The sequence below is a fragment of the Klebsiella sp. B345 genome (assembly GCF_051131735.1).
In the GTDB taxonomy this organism is placed as follows: Bacteria; Pseudomonadota; Gammaproteobacteria; order Enterobacterales; family Enterobacteriaceae; genus Klebsiella.
In genome coordinates, this window is the sequence record NZ_CP180443.1 from 3,135,029 (window position 1) to 3,157,474 (window position 22,446).

20 protein-coding genes and 4 tRNA genes are annotated in these 22,446 nt (G+C 56.8%); 19 read left to right on the forward strand and 5 right to left on the reverse strand.

Translation table 11 applies throughout. The features are described 5' to 3' along the window. Positions 1 to 36: 36 nt before the first annotated feature. The 11 genes from rffC (at position 37) to ACMYSO_RS14785 (ending at position 8,520) form a co-directional block, all read left to right on the forward strand. On the forward strand, positions 37 to 711 hold the full coding sequence (rffC, locus tag ACMYSO_RS14735) for a dTDP-4-amino-4,6-dideoxy-D-galactose acyltransferase (protein WP_434665504.1): 675 nt from the start codon (positions 37 to 39) through the stop codon (positions 709 to 711). 4 nt (positions 712 to 715) lie between these two features. Further along, the gene (rffA, locus tag ACMYSO_RS14740; protein ID WP_434665506.1) at positions 716 to 1,846 is read left to right on the forward strand and encodes a dTDP-4-amino-4,6-dideoxygalactose transaminase; all 1,131 of its coding nucleotides are present in this window, start codon (positions 716 to 718) and stop codon (positions 1,844 to 1,846) included. A gap of 1 nt (position 1,847) precedes the next feature. After that, positions 1,848 to 3,098 carry a lipid III flippase WzxE gene (gene wzxE / locus ACMYSO_RS14745; RefSeq protein ID WP_434665509.1) on the forward strand — a complete coding sequence of 417 codons (1,251 nt, stop codon included), beginning with the start codon at positions 1,848 to 1,850 and terminating at the stop codon, positions 3,096 to 3,098. Further along, a complete protein-coding gene (locus tag ACMYSO_RS14750) occupies positions 3,095 to 4,174 on the forward strand; it encodes a TDP-N-acetylfucosamine:lipid II N-acetylfucosaminyltransferase (protein WP_434665510.1) in 1,080 nt (359 codons plus the stop codon). The genes wzxE and ACMYSO_RS14750 overlap by 4 nt, the downstream gene beginning before the upstream one ends. Beyond that, positions 4,171 to 5,520, forward strand: a complete 1,350-nt coding sequence (wzyE, locus tag ACMYSO_RS14755; RefSeq protein WP_434665513.1) for an ECA oligosaccharide polymerase — start codon at positions 4,171 to 4,173, stop codon at positions 5,518 to 5,520. Before ACMYSO_RS14750 ends, wzyE begins: the two co-directional genes overlap by 4 nt. An 8-nt stretch (positions 5,521 to 5,528) precedes the next feature. Beyond that, positions 5,529 to 6,269, forward strand: a complete 741-nt coding sequence (gene wecG, locus ACMYSO_RS14760) for a lipopolysaccharide N-acetylmannosaminouronosyltransferase (protein WP_434665515.1) — start codon at positions 5,529 to 5,531, stop codon at positions 6,267 to 6,269. Between the two features lie 319 nt (positions 6,270 to 6,588). Continuing rightward, complete coding sequence (thrP, locus tag ACMYSO_RS14765) at positions 6,589 to 7,974, forward strand: bifunctional threonine/serine APC transporter ThrP (protein WP_434665516.1); 1,386 nt, start codon at positions 6,589 to 6,591, stop codon at positions 7,972 to 7,974. Positions 7,975 to 8,076: 102 nt separating this feature from the next. Beyond that, a tRNA-Arg gene (locus ACMYSO_RS14770) sits at positions 8,077 to 8,153 on the forward strand. Positions 8,154 to 8,217: 64 nt separating this feature from the next. Continuing rightward, positions 8,218 to 8,293: transfer RNA gene (locus ACMYSO_RS14775), tRNA-His, on the forward strand. Between the two features lie 22 nt (positions 8,294 to 8,315). Next, positions 8,316 to 8,401: transfer RNA gene (locus tag ACMYSO_RS14780), tRNA-Leu, on the forward strand. 42 nt (positions 8,402 to 8,443) lie between these two features. Continuing rightward, positions 8,444 to 8,520 (forward strand) — tRNA-Pro (locus ACMYSO_RS14785). Between the two features lie 509 nt (positions 8,521 to 9,029). Here the strand turns inward: ACMYSO_RS14785 and hemY are convergent. The 4 genes from hemY to hemC are packed head-to-tail and all read right to left on the reverse strand — an operon-like array spanning position 9,030 to position 13,138. Continuing rightward, a complete protein-coding gene (hemY, locus tag ACMYSO_RS14790) occupies positions 9,030 to 10,226 on the reverse strand; it encodes a protoheme IX biogenesis protein HemY (protein ID WP_123758117.1) in 1,197 nt (398 codons plus the stop codon). A 3-nt stretch (positions 10,227 to 10,229) separates the two neighbouring features. Next, positions 10,230 to 11,438, reverse strand: coding sequence for a uroporphyrinogen-III C-methyltransferase (hemX, locus tag ACMYSO_RS14795; protein WP_434665519.1), 1,209 nt, complete (start codon positions 11,436 to 11,438; stop codon positions 10,230 to 10,232). Between the two features lie 21 nt (positions 11,439 to 11,459). Continuing rightward, on the reverse strand, positions 11,460 to 12,200 hold the full coding sequence (gene hemD, locus ACMYSO_RS14800) for a uroporphyrinogen-III synthase (RefSeq protein WP_434665521.1): 741 nt from the start codon (positions 12,198 to 12,200) through the stop codon (positions 11,460 to 11,462). Next, positions 12,197 to 13,138 (reverse strand): hydroxymethylbilane synthase, encoded by a 942-nt coding sequence (gene hemC / locus ACMYSO_RS14805; RefSeq protein WP_434665524.1) that lies wholly within the window; start codon positions 13,136 to 13,138, stop codon positions 12,197 to 12,199. Before hemC ends, hemD begins: the two co-directional genes overlap by 4 nt. A gap of 348 nt (positions 13,139 to 13,486) precedes the next feature. On the opposite strand from hemC, the gene cyaA reads away from it, so the two are divergent. Beyond that, positions 13,487 to 16,039 (forward strand): class I adenylate cyclase, encoded by a 2,553-nt coding sequence (cyaA, locus tag ACMYSO_RS14810; RefSeq protein ID WP_434665527.1) that lies wholly within the window; start codon positions 13,487 to 13,489, stop codon positions 16,037 to 16,039. Between the two features lie 63 nt (positions 16,040 to 16,102). Here cyaA and cyaY read toward each other — a convergent pair whose 3' ends face one another. After that, a complete protein-coding gene (cyaY, locus tag ACMYSO_RS14815) occupies positions 16,103 to 16,423 on the reverse strand; it encodes an iron donor protein CyaY (RefSeq protein ID WP_123758112.1) in 321 nt (106 codons plus the stop codon). A gap of 138 nt (positions 16,424 to 16,561) precedes the next feature. Here cyaY and lptM point away from each other — a divergent pair, with 138 nt between their 5' ends. The 7 genes from lptM (at position 16,562) to ysgD (ending at position 22,390) form a co-directional block, all read left to right on the forward strand. Next, complete coding sequence (lptM, locus tag ACMYSO_RS14820; protein WP_434586893.1) at positions 16,562 to 16,765, forward strand: LPS translocon maturation chaperone LptM; 204 nt, start codon at positions 16,562 to 16,564, stop codon at positions 16,763 to 16,765. A 35-nt stretch (positions 16,766 to 16,800) separates the two neighbouring features. Continuing rightward, positions 16,801 to 17,625, forward strand: coding sequence for a diaminopimelate epimerase (gene dapF / locus ACMYSO_RS14825; protein WP_174510377.1), 825 nt, complete (start codon positions 16,801 to 16,803; stop codon positions 17,623 to 17,625). Further along, a complete protein-coding gene (locus ACMYSO_RS14830; protein ID WP_123758109.1) occupies positions 17,622 to 18,329 on the forward strand; it encodes a DUF484 domain-containing protein in 708 nt (235 codons plus the stop codon). The genes dapF and ACMYSO_RS14830 overlap by 4 nt, the downstream gene beginning before the upstream one ends. After that, complete coding sequence (xerC, locus tag ACMYSO_RS14835) at positions 18,326 to 19,228, forward strand: tyrosine recombinase XerC (protein WP_154145217.1); 903 nt, start codon at positions 18,326 to 18,328, stop codon at positions 19,226 to 19,228. The genes ACMYSO_RS14830 and xerC overlap by 4 nt, the downstream gene beginning before the upstream one ends. Continuing rightward, a complete protein-coding gene (yigB, locus tag ACMYSO_RS14840; RefSeq protein WP_434665532.1) occupies positions 19,228 to 19,944 on the forward strand; it encodes a 5-amino-6-(5-phospho-D-ribitylamino)uracil phosphatase YigB in 717 nt (238 codons plus the stop codon). The genes xerC and yigB overlap by 1 nt, the downstream gene beginning before the upstream one ends. Before the next feature lie 78 nt (positions 19,945 to 20,022). Further along, the gene (gene uvrD, locus ACMYSO_RS14845; protein ID WP_434665535.1) at positions 20,023 to 22,185 is read left to right on the forward strand and encodes a DNA helicase II; all 2,163 of its coding nucleotides are present in this window, start codon (positions 20,023 to 20,025) and stop codon (positions 22,183 to 22,185) included. Between the two features lie 148 nt (positions 22,186 to 22,333). After that, positions 22,334 to 22,390: a YsgD/CorL family protein gene (gene ysgD, locus ACMYSO_RS14850; protein WP_350028775.1), complete on the forward strand. Its 57-nt coding sequence runs from the start codon at positions 22,334 to 22,336 to the stop codon at positions 22,388 to 22,390. The last annotated feature ends 56 nt before the right edge of the window (positions 22,391 to 22,446 follow it).

The following is a 22,446-nucleotide window of genomic DNA, read 5'->3' on the forward strand; positions in this document are numbered from 1 at the left end:
GCGCTGGCCCTGACCATCCTGTCCGGGATACCTCTCATGTCTCTCCATGCCAGTATTGAACCCCTGGAATGGGAAAATCGCTTCTTTGGCATTCATAGTGCGATAGTCCGTTTCCGTGATGATGCCCCACCGCTGACCGCGCAAGCGTTGGCGGGCTGGTCACGTCTGCAAGCAAAGATCGCGGCAGATAACAGCGAACAGCTGGATGCTCTCCAGCAGCTGGGCTTCCAGTTGGTGGAAGGCGAGGTCGATCTGGCGCTGCCGGTCGGAACCCCTGACGGGGCGTGCGGTGATGTGGCGACCGTGGCGGATATTCCCCGGTTACGCGAGCTGGCGGCCCAGGCGTTTTCCCAAAGCCGCTTCCGCGCCCCCTGGTACGCGGCGGACGCCAGCGGCCGGTTCTATGCGCAATGGATTGAAAACGCGGTACGCGGCACGTTTGATAACCAGTGCCTGATTTTTCGCGCCGCCGATGGCGATATTCGCGCGTTTGTTTCACTGCGCCAGCTCAACGAGACGGACGCCCGGATTGGTCTGTTGGCCGGCCGCGGTGCCGGCGCTGAACTGATGCAGGCCGCACGGCGCTGGGCCAGACATCGTCAACTCTCTACACTGCGGGTGGCAACCCAGATGGGCAATACCGCCGCGCTTAAACGTTATATTCTCAGCGGTGCGAATGTGGAAAACACCGCGTACTGGTTATACAGGTGACAACATGATCCCATTTAACGCACCGCCGGTCGTCGGTACCGAGCTTGAGTTTATGCAATCCGCGATGGGCAGCGGCAAGCTGTGTGGCGATGGCGGATTTACCCGCCGCTGCCAGCAATGGATGGAGCAGCGTTTCGGGACGGCAAAAGCGCTGCTGACGCCTTCCTGCACCGCTTCGTTGGAGATGGCGGCGCTGCTGCTGAATATCCAGCCGGGCGATGAAGTGATTATGCCAAGCTACACCTTTGTTTCGACCGCCAACGCCTTTGTACTGCGCGGAGCAAAAATCGTCTTTGTTGATATTCGCCGCGATACCATGAACATCGACGAAACGAAGATTGAAGCCGCGATTAGCGAGAAGACCCGGGCAATTGTCCCGGTGCACTATGCCGGCGTGGCCTGCGAGATGGACACCATCATGGCCCTTGCCAGCAAATACAACCTGTTCGTGGTTGAAGATGCCGCACAGGGCGTGATGTCGACCTACAAAGGTCGCGCGCTGGGCACCATCGGCCATATCGGCTGTTTCAGCTTCCATGAAACCAAAAACTACACCGCCGGCGGTGAAGGTGGGGCGACGCTGATCAACGATCGTCAGCTGATCGAGCGCGCAGAAATTATCCGCGAGAAGGGCACTAACCGCAGCCAGTTCTTCCGTGGCCTGGTGGATAAGTACACCTGGCGCGATATCGGATCCAGCTACCTGATGTCCGATCTGCAGGCGGCCTACCTGTGGGCACAGCTGGAGGCGGCTGAGCAGATCAACCAGCAGCGCCTGACATTATGGCAGCGTTATTACGACGCGCTGCTGCCGCTGGCCAAGGCCGGGCGCATCGATCTGCCCGTCATTCCTGCTGACTGCGGGCATAACGCGCATATGTTTTATATCAAGCTGCGCGATATCGACGATCGCAGCAACCTGATTGCCTGGCTGAAAGAGGCAGAAATCCTGGCGGTGTTCCACTACATTCCACTGCATAGCTGCCCGGCGGGCGAGCAATTCGGCGAGTTCCGCGGTGAGGATCGTCACACCACTCAGGAAAGCGAGCGTTTGCTGCGCCTGCCGCTGTTCTACAACCTGACGTCGACCAACCAGCGTACGGTGATTAACTCGCTCCTGAGCTATTTCTCCTGATATGTCGCTGGCTAGAGCTTCACTGTGGACCGCCGCGTCTACGCTGGTTAAAATTGGCGCCGGGCTGCTGGTGGTTAAACTGCTGGCCGTCTCCTATGGACCAGCAGGGGTTGGCCAGGCGGGTAACTTCCGCCAGTTGGTCACCGTGCTTGGCGTGCTGGCAGGTGCGGGTATTTTCAATGGCGTGACCAAACTGGTCGCGCAACACCATGACGATCGGCAGCAGCTCAATAACGTGGTCGGTACCGCTTCGGCGATGGTACTCGGCTTCTCGACGTTGTTGGCACTTATCTTTCTGCTGGCGGCGGCACCGATTAGTCAGGGGCTGTTTGGCCACACCCATTACCAGGGGCTGGTTCGCCTTGTGGCGCTGGTACAAATGGGGATTGCGTGGGCCAACCTGCTGCTGGCGTTGATGAAAGGTTTTCGCGATGCGGCGGGGAATGCCCTGTCGTTGATCGCCGGTAGCCTGATTGGCGTCGTGGCCTACTATGGCTGCTACCATTTTGCTGGCTATCAGGGCGCGCTGCTTGGGCTGGCGCTGGTACCGGCGCTGGTGGTGGTGCCGGCGGCCATTGTGTTATGGCGGCGTGGGACCATTCCGCTCAGCGCGCTGCGGCCTCGCTGGGATAACGGCCTGGCAGGGCAGCTTTCCAAATTTACCCTGATGGCGCTGATGACCTCGGTGACGTTGCCGGTGGCCTACGTGATGATGCGTAATCTGCTGGCGGAGCGCTATGGCTGGGAAGCGGTCGGGATCTGGCAAGGGGTCAGCAGCATTTCCGATGCCTATCTGCAGTTTATTACCGCATCGTTTAGCGTTTACCTGCTGCCGACGCTCTCGCGATTGACGGACAAATCGGCGATTACCCGCGAGATCGGCAAATCATTAAAATTTGTCCTCCCGGCGGTGGCTGCGGCGAGCTTAACCGTCTGGTTGTTACGCGACTTTGCCATCTGGCTGCTATTTTCAGACCGCTTTACGGCGATGCGTGACCTGTTTGCCTGGCAACTGGTGGGCGATGTGCTTAAGGTGGGTGCCTATGTTTATGGTTATCTGGTGATCGCGAAAGCATCACTGCGCTTTTATATACTTACGGAAATCAGCCAGTTTACGCTGCTGACCGCTTTCTCGCACTGGCTGATCCCAGCGAATGGTGCAATTGGGGCGGCGCAGGCGTATATGGCAACTTATATTGTTTATTTCGCCCTTTGTAGTGGCGTGTTTTTACTCTGGCGTAGACGGGCATGACAGCACTGATACATGTACTGGGATCGGATATCCCGCACCACAACCAGACCGTTCTGCGGTTTTTTAACGACGAACTGGCCGCACATGACGAGCAGGCGCGTCTGTTTATGGTCGTCGGTGATGCAACAGGAATGCGCGAGGCGTACCCGGCGTTGTCGATCACCTGCTATTCCGGGAAAAAGTCACTGGCGCAGGCGGTCATTGCTCAGGCAAAGGCCAATCGGCAGCAGCGCTTTTTTTTCCATGGTCAGTTTAATACCGGGCTGTGGCTGGCTCTGCTGAGTGGCGGCATTCGTCCCGCCCAGTTTAACTGGCATATCTGGGGCGCCGATCTGTATGAGAATTCGTCCAGCCTGAAGTTCCGTCTGTTCTACCCGCTGCGACGTCTGGCGCAGGGGAGAGTCGGGCGCGTATTTGCCACCCGGGGCGATCTGAGCTGGTTTGCCCGTCGCCATCCGCGCGTGCCTGGCGAACTGCTCTATTTCCCGACGCGTATGGACCCGGCGCTTAATTCGCTGGCCGATAGCGCGCCGCAGTCCCAGACGTTGACCATTCTGGTCGGTAATTCGGGCGATCGCAGCAACGAGCATATTGCGGCGTTGCGGGCTATTCATCAGCAGTTTGGCGATACGGTGAACGTGATCCTGCCGATGGGCTACCCGGAAAACAATGCGGACTATATTCGCGAAGTGCAGGCGGAAGGGGCGGCGTTGTTCTGCGCCGCGCACCTGCAGATACTGAGCGAAAAGCTAGAATTTCATGATTATCTGGACCTGCTGCGTCGCTGCGATCTGGGGTACTTCCTGTTTGCCCGCCAGCAAGGTATCGGTACATTATGTCTGTTGATTCAGGCGGGTATCCCCTGTGTACTGAACCGGGAGAATCCGTTCTGGCAGGATATGACGGAGCAGCATATCCCGGTACTGTTTACCGGCGATGCGCTGGATGTCGCCGTCGTACGCGAGGCGCAGCGCCAGCTGGCTGGCGTTGATAAGAACCAGATTGCTTTCTTCCGCCCGAACTATCTCGCGGGCTGGCAGCAGGCGTTGCGGATTGCGGCGGGGGGCAACTCATGACATTAATGCCATTTTGCGGACTGCTGGTGGTCTGGCTGCTATCGACGCTGTTTATCGCCACCCTGACCTACTTTGAGTTTCGCCGTGTGCGCTTTAACTTCAACGTGTTTTTCTCGTTGCTGTTTTTGTTGACGTTCTTCTTTGGCTTCCCGCTGACCAGCATTCTGGTGTTCCGCTTTGATGTGAGCGTCGCCCCGCCGGACGTGCTGCTGCAAACGCTGCTGGTGTCGGTGTGCTTCTACGCGGTCTACTACGTGACCTATAAGACCCGTCTGCGATCGGCCACAGACAATAGCCAGCGCCGCCCGCTGTTTACTATGAACCGCGTGGAAACCCATCTGGCCTGGGGCATTTTGCTGGGTATTGCCCTGTTATGCCTTGGGATTTTCTTTGCCCATAACGGCTTCTTGCTGTTCCGGCTCAACTCTTACAGCCAGATCTTCTCCAGTGAAGTCTCCGGCGTGGCGTTGAAGCGATTTTTCTATTTCTTTATCCCGGCGATGCTGGTGGTCTACTTCCTGCGCCAGGATTATAAGGCGTGGATCTTCTTCCTGATCAGCACCGCGGCATTCGGCCTGCTGACCTACGCGATTGTCGGCGGTACCCGCGCCAACATTATTATCGCTTTCGCTATCTTCTTGTTTATCGGCATCATTCGGGGCTGGATTAGCCTGTGGATGCTGGCGGCAGCAGGCGTCCTGGGGATTGTGGGGATGTTCTGGCTGGCGCTTAAACGCTATGGGATGAACGTCAGCGGTGATGAAGCGTTTTATACTTTCCTGTACCTGACCCGCGATACCTTCTCGCCGTGGGAGAACCTCGCGCTGCTGCTGCAGAACTACGATAAGATCGAGTTCCAGGGGCTGGCGCCGATGATCCGCGACTTCTACGTCTTTATTCCCAGCTGGATGTGGCACGGCCGGCCATCGATGGTGCTCAACACCGCCAACTACTTTACCTGGGAAGTGCTGAACAACCACTCTGGCCTGGCTATTTCCCCCACGCTGATCGGCTCGCTGGTGGTGATGGGCGGCGTATGGTTTGTGCCGCTGGGTGCGGTGGCGGTTGGGCTTATCATCAAATGGTTCGACTGGCTGTATGAGCTGGGCAACCGGGAAACTAACCGCTATAAAGCGGCTATTCTGCATAGCTTCTGTTTTGGCGCTATCTTCAACATGATAGTGCTGGCGCGCGAAGGGCTGGATTCGTTTGGCTCGCGCGTGGTGTTTTTCCTCGTGATCTTTGGCATCTGTTTACTGGCGGCGAAACTGCTGTACTGGCTGCTGGATAGTGCGGGGTTGATTCATCGGCGGGTCAAACCGCTTTCACAACCTCAGGTCAGATAAGGATGAACATGACTGAGACCATTTCGGCGCCGTTGTATCTGCTGAGAGGCTTACAACTTATCGGCTGGCGTAATATGCAGCACGCTCTGGATTATCTTTACGCCGACGGCACGATTCGCCAGGGAACGCTGGTGGCGATCAATGCGGAGAAAATGCTGGCGGTTGAGGACAATCCCGAAGTCCGGGCGCTGATTGAGGCCGCGGAGTTTAAATACGCCGACGGCATCAGCGTGGTACGCTCGTTGCGGAAAAAATACCCGCAGGCGCAGGTGTCGCGCGTGGCAGGGGCTGACCTGTGGGAAGCGCTGATGGAGCGCGCAGGCGCGCAGGGCACACCGGTCTATCTGGTGGGTGGCAAACCAGAAATACTGGCCCAGACCGAGGCACAGCTGCGTGCTCGCTGGAACGTCAATATCGTGGGCAGCCAGGATGGCTATTTCGCCGCCGATCGACGTCAGGCGCTGTTTGAGCAAATCCGCGACAGCGGTGCCAAAATCGTCACCGTCGCGATGGGCTCACCGCGCCAGGAGATCCTGATGCGTGACTGCCGTGAAGTTTATCCCCAGGCGTTGTACATGGGCGTAGGCGGTACCTATGACGTCTTCACCGGCCATGTCCAGCGGGCGCCGCGGTTCTGGCAGAACCTTGGCCTGGAGTGGTTTTATCGTCTGGTATCCCAGCCGAGTCGAATTAAACGACAGATCCGCCTGCTGCGATATTTACGTTGGTATTATACCGGTCAACTCTGATATTCCACCGCTGTCCGGCGAGTTTGTGTACATATTCTGCGTGAATAGTTAACTCGCCTGATACTTTATTTGCCATTTCCTCAAAATTCATTAACCATTTGCATGCTTAACGCGCGACGGGCACCCGGTGCCATCGCGCAGGCAGGGCTATTTCCTTTCATCCATTCATAAAAATAACCGGTATATGCACCACTCTATTGGGGAGATCAATCAAGGTGACAAACCTGTCACTCCCCGTGGCGTCGATCATTTGTGCGGCGCCATCCAGCACGCTGGATGAGGGATAAAAACCGGAGGCAAGGCAAACACAAGAGGCTATATGACCGAGAAAAAAGTCGAACTCCAGCGCGGGCTGGAGGCCAGGCATATTGAACTGATCGCCCTTGGCGGGACGATTGGCGTAGGGTTATTTATGGGGGCGGCAAGTACGCTTAAGTGGGCCGGTCCATCCGTTCTGCTGGCGTATATTATCGCCGGTTTATTTGTCTTCTTTATCATGCGCTCGATGGGCGAAATGCTGTTCCTGGAGCCGGTAACCGGTTCATTCGCCGTATATGCGCACCGTTATATGAGCCCGTTCTTCGGCTACCTTACCGCCTGGTCCTACTGGTTTATGTGGATGGCGGTGGGGATCTCGGAGATTACGGCCATCGGGGTCTATGTGCAGTTCTGGTTCCCGGAGATGGCGCAATGGATACCGGCGTTGATAGCCGTCGGGCTGGTGGCGCTGGCAAACCTGGCGGCGGTGCGTCTGTACGGTGAAATCGAATTCTGGTTCGCGATGATCAAAGTCACCACCATTATCGTGATGATTGTCGTCGGGCTGGGGGTGATCTTCTTTGGCTTCGGCAACGGCGGTCACGCCATCGGCTTTTCGAACCTCAGCGAGCACGGCGGGTTCTTTGCCGGCGGCTGGAAGGGCTTCCTGACGGCGCTGTGTATTGTGGTGGCGTCCTATCAGGGCGTTGAGCTGATTGGTATCACCGCAGGCGAGGCGAAAAACCCGCAGGTCACGTTGCGCAGCGCGGTGGGGAAAGTCCTGTGGCGGATCCTGATTTTTTATGTGGGCGCCATTTTCGTGATTGTCACTATTTTCCCGTGGAACCAAATTGGTTCAGGTGGCAGTCCGTTTGTCCTGACCTTCGCGAAAATAGGTATTACGGCTGCCGCCGGGATTATCAACTTTGTGGTGCTGACGGCAGCGCTTTCCGGTTGTAACAGCGGGATGTACAGCTGCGGGCGGATGCTCTATGCGCTGGCGAAGAACCGCCAGCTGCCGGCAGCTATTGGCAAAGTCTCACGCAACGGTGTGCCTGCCGTGGGCGTCGCGCTGTCGATTCTGATTCTGCTGGTCGGCTCCTGCCTGAACTATATTATCCCCAACCCGCAGCGGGTGTTCGTTTATGTCTACAGCGCCAGCGTGCTGCCGGGGATGGTTCCGTGGTTCGTGATCCTGATTAGCCAGATCCGTTTCCGTCGTACCCATCAGGAGGCTATTGCCAGCCATCCTTTCCGTTCGCTGCTGTTCCCGTGGGCGAACTATCTGACGATGGCGTTTCTGATTTGTGTGCTGATCGGCATGGGTTTTAATGACGATACCCGTATGTCGCTGTTCGTCGGTATTCTTTTCCTCGCCCTGGTGACGCTCATTTATCGGGTTTTTGGCTTCGCCAGACAGGGGAATGCCGAGAAAACGGCGGAATAAACGCCAAAATGAACAAAGCGTGACCAAACAGTAATTTTATTTAAAAAGGCACTAGACAGCGGGGGGGGAAGTCCGTAATATCCGACCCCGCAACGGCGCTAAGCGCCCGTAGCTCAGCTGGATAGAGCGCTGCCCTCCGGAGGCAGAGGTCTCAGGTTCGAATCCTGTCGGGCGCACCATTTAACCCGGTGCTTGAGCTGCGGTGGACTGTTTCAACAGGGCCGCGTGAAAAGATTTGTAGTGGTGGCTATAGCTCAGTTGGTAGAGCCCTGGATTGTGATTCCAGTTGTCGTGGGTTCGAATCCCATTAGCCACCCCATTATTTGATAGAGTTGTGAATTGCGAAGGTGGCGGAATTGGTAGACGCGCTAGCTTCAGGTGTTAGTGTCCTTAGGATGTGGGGGTTCGAGTCCCCCCCCTCGCACCACGACTTTAAAGAATTGAACTAAAAATTCAAAAAGCAGTATATCGGCGAGTAGCGCAGCTTGGTAGCGCAACTGGTTTGGGACCAGTGGGTCGGAGGTTCGAATCCTCTCTCGCCGACCAATTTTGAACCCCGCTTCGGCGGGGTTTTTTGTTTTCTGCGCTCGCAGAAAAATCACCTATCCCCATGATATTGCTATTTATATTTCACTCATCGTGATGCGATGTATTGCCCAGAATAGTCTCAATTCATTGTCCGGACAGATACATTTTCCCCCGATCCTGTGCGATAATATCCGGGTAGATGCTCATTCCATCTCTTATGTTCGCCTTCGTGCCTCATAAACTCAGGAATGATGCAGAGCCGTTTAATGGTGCTTATCGTCCACTGACAGATGTCGCGTTTAGCCTCATCAAACACCATGGACATTACGTTGAGTGAAGCACCCAATTTGTTGTCAAACAGACCTGTTTTAACGCCTGCCCTGATTTCAGTGCAGGCGTTTTTTTATTTCAGGGGTTGGCAGCCGATGGCAACAGCAAGAATGAAGCAAGAGAAAGGAAGAGAGAGTAAAAAGCGGGTGCTGAGGAGAGCGCTATCGCCCCCAGAAGAGGCGATAGCAAAAGAGCGGTTACGCTTGCGGATTGTTCTGCAGGGTTAACAGCAGGCCATCACGGCGCATTAATGCTGCCTCTTCCGGTTGATGCATCCGGTCCAGCGTATCGGCCAGCCAGGCATAATCGAAGGCATCCGGACGCTGTTTCAGTGCGGCACGAAACGCAATGCTGGCTTCTTGCCACTCGCCGTGACGCATCAGGGATTGCCCCAGGGTGCTCCACAGCAATGGACGATCGCCGACGGTTTTGATCTGCTGACGCAGGACTTTTTCCAACTGCTCAGGATTATTGGTCTTCAGGCGCGGAATCAGCATCGCCAGGCGGTCGTCATACTGCTTTTTCAGACCGTCGATAATAATCTGCTGTGCGGTATCGTGATCGTCGCTCTCGATAAGCAGATTAGCCATCGCTACCTGTAACGTCACCTGGCTGCGGGTTTTGCGATTCTGACTCTTCCACCATTCACGCAGCCCGTCGCTACCGCGGTCGGCCAGCGTTTGCCCCATCAGGCCAACCCAGGCCTGCTGCTCCAGCGCGGCGCGGTGTTCTTCATCGCCGACGTTGGCTTTCGCCATGGACGGGATGATATCCAGCAGGGAATTCCACGCTCCGGTGCGGGTATAGGCTTGTTCAGCCAGACGCAGTACTTCGGGATGTCTGGGGGTAATTTCCAGCAATTTATCAATGCCGTGGCGCGCCGCAAGATTCTCATTGCGGGCCAGCTGCAGACGCACGCGAGCGATCTCAACCGGGATGAGATCGTCCCCGGCAAGCTCAGTCGCGCGTTCCAGATGCTGATTGGCCCGGGCATCGTCGCCACGTTGCTGCGCCGCTTCCGCCGCCATCAGGTAGTTCACCACCGGCTGCTCAGCATGATCGGCGTTTTTCGCCATCAGCTTCTCAACCTGCTGGTAGTCGCCTTCCGCCAGCTTGAGCAGCGCCTGCTCGGTCTGTTTGCGTGCGCGACGGCGCTTACGGCCGACGAACCAGCCGCGGGTATGCGCGCCGGTGCGGAAAATACGACGGAACAGCCATTCGATGGCAAACAACACCACCATCGTGAGGATCATAATGATGACCAGCCCGGTGACGCTGGTTTCGATGTTGTAGTTATCGGTTTGGATCAGCACATATCCCTGGTGCCCGGAGATAATCGGACCGACCACGATCCCGGCGATCAACAGCGCGAACAGTAAGAGAATTTTCAACATGCGTTACTCTCCTTGTGCCGCGTGTGCAGGTGCCGGTTCAGGTGCTGGCACTGGTGCCGATGGGGCAGGGGCTGCAGGAGCCGGCGCGCTGCTCTGGGTGACGGCAGGTTGTGCCATCAGGCTACGGACTCGCGTTTGCATCAGTTTCTCAAGGATGGCCTGGCTCTGCAGATTATCCGGCACGCTCATCGTGATGCTTTGCTGGCTCAGCTTATCGACATCCTCAAGGAAGGCCTTGGTAGTGGCATCTTCGGTATCGTAATACGCCCGCACCCACGTTGAGACGTTATCCAGCGCCTGCTTGTAGGTTTCTTCCTGATGGCGTGGGACCGCCTGGGCAGCAACCAGCAGACGGGAGCGAATATTTTCGCGCAGATAGACGTCCTGGTTCGGTGCCAGCAGCGGCACTGCCGTTTCGTCGCGGCGACGAATGGTAATAAAGCTGTCCATAAAGTTCTGCCAGCTTTTCTGCAGATTGACGCGCCATTCACTAATGGAGCTGGAGAGCTCTTCGCTGTCGGAATCCATCGGGGAGTCGTCGTCGTTGTTATCGGCGAGACGCAGGTTATCGATCTGGTTCGCGAGCTGGTTGACCTTGAGGATAATACCGTCGTAGTCCACCTGGCTGACCGCTGACAACGTAGAAATATCGTCGGTGATAGCGCGGCGAGCGCCGATCAGGCTGGGATCGTTCATATCGGCAAGGCTGGCGTCGGCGCTTTTCAGCAGCGCGGCGGCGGTGGTGACGTCCTGATCGCTCCACAGCTTACGCCCGGCGGATTTTACCAGGAAGTCGGCCTGTGCCAGCAGCCAGGTTTTGGCATCGCTGCCGGAAATCACCGCCACTTTTTGCTGTACTTCTTCCAGCTGCTTTGTCAGCGCTTCTTGTTGGTGCCTGGCGTCGGCGAGCTGGTCAGCCTGTTGTTTAAGCAGACTGTTGAATTCATTTTTCTGGCTCTCTTGCGCTTTAAGCAGCGCGGCGACCTGGTCGCCAAGCACCGTACTGGTTTCGTTCTGCCGGGAGACTTGCTGTTTATTCAAACTAAACAGGCCCACGCCAGCGGCGAGGGCAATGGCGATAGCCACCGCGCTAAGGACGAGGCTGGTTTTATTACCGCCGTTTTTCTTTCCGCTATTCTCTGGCTGTGGCGTCTTGTCCACGGCCTCCCTGGTCTCTTCAACCACGGCGGATTGGTTTTGTTGTTCCGTCATTATGGCTTCCAATGTTGAGAGTTATTGTAATGCGCGTAGCAGCGCATCGTTGTCGGCACCATCGGCAACCTGGATATCCTGCCAGCCCAAATCACGGGCCTGCCGGGCCAGGCGTTCACTGACAACGACAATGCGACAGCGTAGGAGCCACCGCTCGTGATACCACTGCGGCATCAGTGTCCAAAGCTGTTGCAGCATCTCACCGCTGGTAATGACCAGGGTGTTGATGCCGCGGGACTGCCAGCGCATTGCTTCTTCTGCGCCATCATAAAGCTTTGTATTACGTTGATAACATTCACAAAAAGTGACTTCGGCACCGCGTTCGCGGAGTGTTTCACCTAACAATTCCCGGCCACCATTACCGCGAAGAAGGAGCGCCTTCTTTCCCGCAATGTTTTGTAATTCAGGTAATTGTAGCAAGACTTCGCTGATTTCCCGATCTAATGGGTAGCGAATATTCTGACCACTGACCGTATGCAGCGCCAGTGCGGTGGTGCGGCCAATCGCGAAATAGTCCGCTGTCTGCGGCCAGCGCTGACCCAGCTGATGCAGGCGCGCGTGAGCAAACTCGACGGCGTGCTGCGACAGTGCGAACAGAAGATCGCCGGCGGATAAGGCGGCCAGCTGACCGCTTAACGCGTGTAGTTCGCGACCGGGTGTAAATTCAATAAGCGGAAAGCTCCAGGCCTCCTGTCCTTGCAAGCGCAGGCGGCTGACCAGCTCTTCGCCTTGCGGCAGCGGACGGGTGACCAGGATGCTCATCGCGGAGCTTCTCCGGCATACACCGCGGCGAGAATATCGCGGGCGCCGTTATCCAGCAGCTCTTCCGCAAGCGAAACGCCGAGACGTTCCGCCTCTTGCGGCTGACCGCGTCGCTCGCCCTGGACTATTTGCGAACCGTCCGGCGCGCCAACCAGCGCCCGCAGCCACAGCTCACCATCGATAAGCTCGGCGTAGCTGCCGATAGGCACCTGACAGCCACCTTCCAGCCGGGTGTTCATCGCCCGTTCGGCGCGGACCCGAATGGCGGTCTCGTCGTGATTGAGCGGGGCCAGCAGCGTCTGGGTCCAGCTATCGTCGAGGCGACATTCAATTCCAACGGCGCCCTGACCGACGGCAGGCAGCGACTGCTCCGGCGTTAACGGCTGGCGAATGCGCGCTTCCAGCCCCAGGCGCTTGAGCCCGGCGGCGGCGAGGATAATAGCGTCATATTCGCCGCTATCAAGTTTGCCAAGACGCGTGCCCACGTTGCCGCGCAGCGAGCGGATCACCAGATCCGGACGGCGGGCTGCCAGCTGGCACTGACGGCGTAAACTTGATGTGCCAACAACGCTGCCGTGCGGTAGCGCATCGATCGAGGCGTAATTATTCGAGACAAAAGCATCGCGCGGATCTTCACGCTCGCAAATGGTGACCAGTCCCAGCCCCTCAGGGAACTCGACGGGAACATCTTTCATGGAGTGCACGGCGATATCCGCGCGTCCTTCCATGATGGCCAGCTCTAATTCTTTGACAAATAAACCTTTACCGCCCACTTTTGCCAGCGGTGTATCAAGGAGTACGTCGCCGCGCGTGACCATCGGCACCAGTTCTACAACCAGGCCAGGATGGCAGGACTCAAGGCGATCTTTCACATAATGCGCCTGCCATAGCGCAAGTGGGCTTTGCCGTGTGGCAATTCTCAAAACTTTGTCTAACATGCTTGTTACCGTCATTGTCGACCACAAACTATCCTAACATTGTTGCCTTAGGGATGTTAGTTTTGTGGGTATAGGGCCGTGGCGCTTTGGTTATTGACGTTTGATGCGCATTGCGGTTGCCGCAACCGTAGTGATGAATTTACACACAGCAAACGGTGCTACACTTGTATGTAGCGCATCTTTCTTTACGGTCAATCAGCAAGGTGTTAGATTGATCACGTTTTAAACCATTTGTCCGTCAGCAGTTCATCACAACCACACCGACGACGAATGGTGACGGTTTTTGTTGAAATACTGAAATCCTCCGTACTATTGTACGACGGTTTTTTGAACATCAGGCGATATGTCTTGTACCTCTATATTGAGACACTGAAACAGAGACTGGATGCCATTAACCAACTGCGCGTAGATCGCGCGCTTGCTGCCATGGGACCCGCTTTCCAGCAGGTTTACAGTCTACTGCCGACATTATTACATTATCATCACCCGTTGATGCCGGGTTACCTTGACGGTAACGTTCCCCGTGGCATTTGCCTCTACACGCCTGATGAAACCCAACGCCACTACCTTGATGAACTGGAACTCCACCGGGGCCTGCTGACGCAGGAGCCGCCGAAAGGCGAGCTGCCGATTACCGGCCTGTACTCGATGGGCAGTACTTCCTCTGTAGGGCAAAGCTGTTCCTCCGACCTCGATATCTGGGTGTGCCATCAGGCATGGCTCGATACCGAAGAACGCCAGCTGTTACAACGTAAATGCAGCCTGCTTGAAAGCTGGGCGGCATCGCTGGGCGTTGAAGTCAGCTTCTTCCTGATTGACGAAAACCGTTTCCGCCACAACGAAAGCGGTAGCCTGGGCGGCGAAGACTGCGGCTCCACGCAGCATATTTTGTTGCTCGATGAGTTCTACCGCACCGCGGTGCGCCTCGCCGGGAAACGTATTCTGTGGAATATGGTGCCGTGCGAAGAAGAAGAGCACTACGACGATTACGTCATGAGCCTGTATGCCCAGGGCGTACTGACGCCAAACGAGTGGCTGGATCTCGGCGGCCTGAGCTCGTTGTCGGCGGAAGAGTACTTCGGCGCCAGCCTGTGGCAGCTGTATAAAAGTATCGACTCGCCCTACAAGGCGGTGCTGAAAACCCTGCTGCTGGAAGCGTACTCCTGGGAATACCCGAATAACCGGCTGCTGGCGAAAGACATTAAACAGCGTCTGCATGACGGTGAAATTGTCTCGTTTGGCCTCGACCCTTACTGCATGATGCTGGAGCGCGTTACCGCCTATCTGCAGGCGATCGAAGATGACACTCGTCTCGATCTGGTGCGCCGTTGCTTCTACCTGAAAGTCTGCGAAAAACTCAGCCGCGAGCGCGCCTGCGTGGGCTGGCGTCGTGAAGTCGTCAGCCATCTGGTCAAAGAGTGGGGCTGGGATGAAAAGCGTCTGATGATGCTGGACAACCGGGCAAACTGGAAGATCGACGAAGTCCGCAAAGCGCACAACGAGCTGCTGGATGCGATGATGCAAAGCTATCGCAACCTGATCCGCTTTGCGCGCCGCAATAATTTGAGCGTGTCCGCCAGTCCGCAGGATATCGGCGTCCTGACCCGTAAGCTGTATGCGGCTTTTGAAGCGCTGCCGGGGAAAGTGACGCTGGTGAACCCGCAAATTTCACCGGATCTCTCCGAGCCGAATCTGACCTTTATCCACGTGCCGCCTGGCCGTGCCAACCGCACCGGCTGGTATGTCTATAACCGCGCGCCGGATATGGAATCGATCATCAGCCATCAGCCGCTGGAATATAACCGTTATCTTAATAAGCTGGTGGCATGGGCCTGGTTTAATGGCCTGCTGACGTCACGTACTCGCCTGTTTATTAAGGGCAACGGTATCGTCGATCTGGCGAAACTGCAGGAGATGGTAGCCGATGTGTCGCACCACTTCCCGCTGCGTCTGCCGTCGCCAACGCCAAAAGCGCTGTACAGTCCGTGCGAAATTCGCCACCTGGCCATTATCGTTAACCTCGAATATGACCCGACCGCAGCGTTTCGCAATCAGGTGGTGCATTTTGACTTCCGTAAGCTGGATGTATTTAGCTTTGGTGAAGAGCAGAAGTGTTTAATTGGCAGCGTCGACCTGCTGTATCGTAACTCGTGGAATGAAGTGCGAACCCTGCACTTTAACGGCGAGCAGGCGATGATCGAAGCGCTGAAAACCATTCTGGGCAAAATGCACCAGGATGCGGCGCCGCCGGACAGCGTTGAGGTCTTCTGTTACAGCCAGCACCTGCGCGGCTTAATCCGTACCCGCGTGCAGCAGATGGTTTCCGAGTGCATTGAACTGCGTCTTTCGAGTACTCGCCAGGATACCGGCCGCTTTAAGGCGCTGCGCGTGTCCGGGCAGACGTGGGGCCTGTTCTTCGAGCGGCTGAATGTTTCGGTGCAGAAGCTGGAAAACGCGATCGAATTCTACGGCGCTATCTCGCATAACAAACTGCATGGCCTGTCGGTTCAGGTGGAAACCAACCACGTTAAACTGCCGCAGGTGGTGGACGGGTTTGCCAGTGAAGGGATTATTCAGTTCTTCTTCGAAGATGCCGATAACGACAGCGGGTTTAACATCTATATTCTCGATGAGAGCAACCGCGCTGAGGTGTATCACCATTGCGAAGGCAGCAAAGAGGAGCTGGTGCGTGACGTGAGTCGTTTCTACTCGTCATCCCATGACCGCTTTACCTACGGCTCCAGCTTTATCAACTTCAACCTGCCGCAGTTCTATCAGATTGTTGACGTAGACGGCAGACCGCAGGTGATTCCTTTCCGGAGCCAGGCGATCGGCACCACCGCGACGCCGGTGAACCAGGATACTGCCGTCTCACCGATGCTGCAGCAGCACTATTCCTGAGAACGTCTCCTGAGTACCGGTCACCCGGATAACGCGCGACGCGCCGCTATCCGGGTAATAACCTTAACGGAAGCTGACCTCTTCGCCGGCCTGCTGTGTGGCCGCCTGCTCCAGCAGATCCCAGAAGGTTTCCCCGCTGCGATCGCAAACCCACTCATCACCTTTTAAATCAAAATGATAGCCGCCTTGTTTCGTAGCCAGCCACACCTGATGCAGTGGCTCCTGACGGTTGATAATGATTTTGCTGCCGTTTTCAAAACTGAGGGTCAGTACGCCGCCGTTAATTTCACAGTCGATATCGCTATCGCCGTCGCGGTCGTCCAGACGCTCTTCGATGGTCATCCACAGGCTGTCAGCCAGGCGATGGAATTCACTGTCGTTCATCGTTCTACCCTGCTTTTTTGAAGATGTCGGCAGTATAGCGCGAAACAAAAGCGCGCGCAGTCGGATGCTAAACGCTTGCTTTTACGTCTTCTCCTGCGATGATAGAAAGCAGAAAGAGTGAATCACGGGCAACTATCAATGAAAAACGTTTTTCCAGCGCTTGCCGTTTTATTGGCGGTCTTTAGCCTGACCGGCTGTGGTCTGAAGGGGCCGTTGTACTTCCCTCCGGCAGAAAAGACGGCTGAACCGCCGACCAAACCGGTCGATAGCGGGATCCAGAGCTCGACGCCAGATCGTAACGATCGCGGTGATAGCGGCGGCCCGACCCAGATAAACTATTAACGATAACGTTCTGTTCCGCGCAACTGGAGTAGATGATGCAGTTCTCTAAAATGCATGGCCTTGGCAACGACTTTATGGTCGTTGACGCGGTAACGCAGAATGTTTTTTTCTCACCGGAGCTGATTCGCCGCCTGGCGGATCGTCATCTGGGCGTTGGTTTCGATCAGCTGCTGGTGGTTGAACCGCCTTACGATCCTGATCTGGATTTCCACTATCGCATCTTCAACGCCGACGGCAGTGAAGTCTCGCAGTGCGGCAACGGCGCGCGCTGCTTTGCCCGCTTCGTGCGCCTGAAAGGCCTGACCAATAAACGTGACATCCGCGTGAGCACGGCGAACGGTCGTATGGTATTAAGCGTAACGGAAGACGATCTGGTGCGGGTGAATATGGGCGAGCCAAATTTCGAGCCCTCTCAGGTGCCTTTCCGCGCCAACAAAGCGGAAAAGACCTATATCATGCGCGCGGCGGAACAGACAGTATTGTGCGGCGTCGTCTCGATGGGTAATCCGCACTGTGTTATCCAGGTCGATGATGTGGAAACCGCGGCGGTAGAAACGTTGGGCCCGGTGATGGAAAGCCACGAACGCTTCCCGGAACGCGCGAACATCGGCTTTATGCAGGTCGTCGAGCGGAATCGCATTCGTCTGCGGGTATATGAACGCGGCGCGGGTGAAACTCAGGCCTGCGGCAGCGGTGCTTGTGCGGCGGTCGCGGTGGGCATCCAACAAGGATTGCTGGCCGAAGAAGTACGCGTGGAATTGCCAGGCGGGCGTCTTGATATCGCCTGGAAAGGCCCGGGCCAACCGTTGTTTATGACTGGCCCGGCGGCACATGTCTACGACGGATTTATTCACTTATGAAACAAGTCGGGGAAGAACAGCAGGAAATCACCGGCGCGCTGGACGATCGCGCGGTGGTGGACTATCTGTTGCAACATCCTGAATTCTTTATTCGCAATGCAGCCCTCGTGGAACACATGCGCGTACCGCATCCGGTGCGTGGCACCATTTCGCTGGTGGAATGGCATATGGTGCGGGCACGTAATCATATCAACGTGCTGGAAGAGAACATGATGCTGCTGATGGAGCAGGCGACGGCGAATGAAAGCCTGTTCCAGCGCCTGCTGCATCTGCAAACGCGGCTGGCGTCAGCGGAAAGCCTCGATGAGATGCTGAACCGCTTTCACCGCTGGGCCCGTGAGATCGGGCTGGCGGGGGCGACGGTGCGTCTGTTTCCCGACAGCTGGCGGCTCGGTGCGCCATCGAAATTCACTCATCTGGCGCTGAGCCGGCAGGCGTTTGAGCCCATCCGCATTCAGCGCCTTGGCCAGGCTCGCCATTACCTCGGGCCGCTGCACGGGCCGGAGCTGCTGGTGGTACTGCCGGAAGCGAAAGCTATCGGCTCGGTCGCGATGTCGCTGCTCGGCGGCGATGATGCCCCTGGCGTGATGCTGTTCAGCAGCCGCGACGCTCAGCATTACCAGCCTGGTCAGGGTACCCAGCTGCTGCAGGAGATCGCGTTAATGCTGCCGGGTCTGTTGGAGCGCTGGGTTGAACGCGCATGACCGACTCCCCGTTATTCACCGCCGTTGAACGTTTTCTGCGTTATCTGGGCGTCGAGCGTCAGCTCAGCCCGATTACGCTGCTGAACTACCGGCGTCAGCTCGAAGCGCTGATGGCGCTGGCTGAACCGGCAGGACTGAAAAGCTGGCAGCAGTGCGATGCCGCTCAGGTTCGTGGCCTGGCGGTGCGCAGCCGCAAGCAGGGCTTGGGGCCCGCCAGCCTTGCGCTGCGGCTTTCCGCGTTGCGCAGCTTCTTTGACTGGCTGGTGGCGCAGGGCGAGCTGACGGCGAACCCGGCAAAAGGCATATCCGCCCCGAAAATTCCGCGTCACTTACCAAAAAATATCGACGTCGATGACGTGAACCGACTGCTGGATATTGATCTCAACGATCCGCTGGCGGTGCGCGACCGGGCGATGCTGGAAGTGATGTACGGCGCGGGCCTGCGTCTCTCCGAACTGGTCAATCTCGATATCAAACACCTCGATCTGGAGTCCGGCGAGGTGTGGGTAATGGGGAAAGGCAGCAAAGAGCGCCGTCTGCCGATTGGCCGCAGCGCGGTGGCGTGGATTGAGCACTGGCTCGATCTCCGCGGGCTGTTTGGCACCGATGACGACGCGCTGTTTTTATCCAAATTAGGGAAACGTATTTCCGCGCGAAACGTGCAGAAACGTTTTGCCGAATGGGGCATTAAGCAGGGGCTGAACAGCCACGTGAATCCGCACAAATTACGTCACTCGTTTGCCACACATATGCTCGAATCGAGCGGCGATCTGCGTGGCGTACAGGAGCTGCTTGGCCACGCCAATTTGTCCACCACTCAAATCTATACCCATCTTGATTTTCAACACCTTGCCTCGGTGTATGATGCGGCGCATCCACGCGCCAAACGGGGGAAATAATGCGCTTTTACCGACCTCTGGGCCAAATTTCTGCTTTGACGTTTGACCTGGACGATACCCTTTACGACAACCGCCCGGTCATCGACCGTACGTTGCATGAATCGCTGGCCTTCGTGCGGCAATACCATCCAGCGCTGAGCCACTTCGATGTTCACGAGCTACACCAGCTGCGCGAAACGTTGCTGGAGACGGAACCGGAGATTTACCACGACGTGACCGAATGGCGCCGCCGCGCGCTGGTACTGGGGATGACAAATGCCGGGCTTTCCATCGAGCAGGCGACCGAAGGCGCTGAGGCGGCGATGGCCAATTTTGCCCACTGGCGCAGCCTGATTGACGTCCCGCAGGAAACTCACGATACGCTGGCCGCACTGGCAAAAAAATGGCCGCTGGTGGCGGTGACGAACGGCAACGCGCAGCCGGAGCGCTTTGGACTGAATGACTATTTTCGTTTTGTGCTGCGTGCCGGCCCGGACGGACGCTCGAAACCCTTTGCCGATATGTATCATCTGGCGGCAGAGCGCCTCGAACTGCCGCTCGGCCAGATACTGCACGTGGGGGATGACCTGACGACCGATGTCGCCGGGGCGATCCGCTGCGGCATGCAGGCCTGCTGGATCAAACCGCAGGGTGCCGACCTGATGCGCGCCAGCGACAGCCGCCTGCTGCCGCACATTGAAATTTCGCAGTTGGCATCTCTGACCTCGCTGATATAATCACCACTAGTTCTGTATATATTAACAGTATGCCCGGTAGACCTTGCGTGACCGGGCAGCTCTTTTCCGGCGGTGCCAATGGACGTTTCTTACCTGCTCGACAGCCTTAATGACAAACAGCGCGAAGCCGTTGCCGCTTCGCGTACCAATATGCTGGTTCTGGCTGGAGCGGGCAGCGGTAAGACGCGTGTACTGGTACATCGTATCGCCTGGCTGCTGAGCGTGGAAAACTGTTCGCCCTATTCGATTATGGCGGTGACCTTTACCAACAAAGCGGCAGCAGAGATGCGTCATCGTATCAGCCAACTGATGGGAACCAGCCAGGGCGGTATGTGGGTCGGCACGTTCCACGGACTGGCCCACCGGCTGCTGCGGGCTCACCATCTGGATGCTAACCTGCCGCAGGATTTTCAGATCCTCGATAGCGAAGATCAGCTGCGTTTGCTGAAACGTCTGATTAAAGCCATGAACCTCGACGAGAAGCAGTGGCCGCCGCGTCAGGCAATGTGGTACATCAACAGCCAGAAAGACGAAGGGTTACGCCCGCACCATATTCAAAGCTACGGTAACCCGGTTGAGCAAACCTGGCAGAAGGTCTATCAGGCCTATCAGGAAGCCTGCGATCGCGCCGGTCTGGTGGATTTTGCCGAACTGCTGCTGCGCGCGCACGAGCTGTGGCTCAACAAGCCGCATATTCTCCAGCACTACCGTGAGCGCTTCAGCAATATTCTCGTCGATGAGTTTCAGGATACCAACAATATCCAGTACGCCTGGATTCGCCTGCTGGCGGGCGACAGCGGCAAGGTGATGATTGTCGGCGATGACGACCAGTCGATCTACGGCTGGCGTGGCGCCCAGGTAGAGAACATCCAGCGCTTCCTTAACGACTTCCCCGGTGCAGAAACCATCCGCCTGGAGCAGAACTACCGTTCGACCAGCAACATCCTGAGCGCGGCGAACGCCCTGATTGAAAACAACAGCGGGCGTCTGGGCAAAAAACTGTGGACCGACGGCGCCGATGGCGAACCGATCTCGCTCTATTGTGCCTTCAACGATCTGGATGAGGCGCGCTTTGTCGTTAACCGCATTAAGACCTGGCAGGAGAACGGCGGGGCGCTGGAGCAGTGCGCGATCTTGTATCGCAGCAACGCCCAGTCGCGCTTGCTGGAAGAGGCGCTGTTACAGGCCAGCATGCCGTACCGGATCTACGGCGGTATGCGCTTCTTCGAACGCCAGGAAATTAAAGATGCGCTGTCGTATCTGCGCCTGATCGCCAACCGCAACGACGACGCGGCCTTTGAGCGTGTGGTGAACACCCCGACGCGCGGCATCGGCGATCGTACGCTCGACGTCGTGCGTCAGACCTCGCGCGATCGCCAGCTCACGTTATGGCAGGCATGTCGTGAACTGCTGAAAGATAAAGCCCTGGCCGGTCGTGCCGCCAGCGCGTTACAGCGTTTTATGGAGCTGATTGACGCCCTGGCGCAGGAAACCGCGGATATGCCGCTGCATGTCCAGACCGACCGGGTGATTAAGGATTCGGGCCTGCGGATCATGTACGAGCAGGAGAAAGGCGAGAAGGGCCAGACCCGTATTGAAAACTTAGAGGAACTGGTGACGGCAACGCGCCAGTTCAGCTACAACGACGAAGACGAAGATTTAATGCCGCTGCAGGCATTTCTTTCCCACGCCGCGCTGGAAGCGGGTGAAGGGCAGGCGGATACCTGGCAGGACGCGGTACAGCTGATGACCCTGCACTCGGCGAAAGGTCTGGAATTCCCGCAGGTATTTATCGTCGGCGTGGAAGAGGGGATGTTCCCGAGCCAGATGTCGCTGGATGAAGGCGGCAGATTGGAAGAAGAACGTCGTCTGGCCTACGTTGGCGTGACGCGGGCGATGCAGAAGCTGACCCTGACCTACGCGGAAACCCGTCGGCTGTACGGCAAAGAAGTCTACCATCGTCCGTCGCGCTTTATCGGCGAGCTGCCGGAAGCCTGCGTGGAAGAGGTGCGTCTGCGCGCGACGGTGAGCCGTCCGGTCAGCCATCAACGCATGGGAACACCAATGGCGGAAAACGATACTGGCTACAAGCTGGGCCAGCGGGTTCGTCATCCTAAGTTCGGCGAAGGTACCATCGTGAATCTGGAAGGGAGTGGCGAACACAGTCGTTTGCAGGTGGCGTTCCAGGGGCAAGGTATCAAATGGTTGGTGGCGGCTTATGCGCGGCTGGAAACAGTGTAACATTAAGAAAAATATCGTTTTTTTGTAATTATCTGCTAGCCTTATATGCTAAAGGGCAGGATTTGCTCTTTAGCGTTCCGTTGCGTGTTGACGCCGTTTTTGCGCTGGCGTAACATGCGCGCACGATTACGCTAAGAGGACATTCGCCTTGGACACACCCAGTAGATGCTGGCTCAACTTCCTGTCCGTCAGGAACAACTCCTAAGGCTATCCTCTTATGCTGATAGCCTTAGCGGTTGTCAGCGACCCGTCATACCCGTC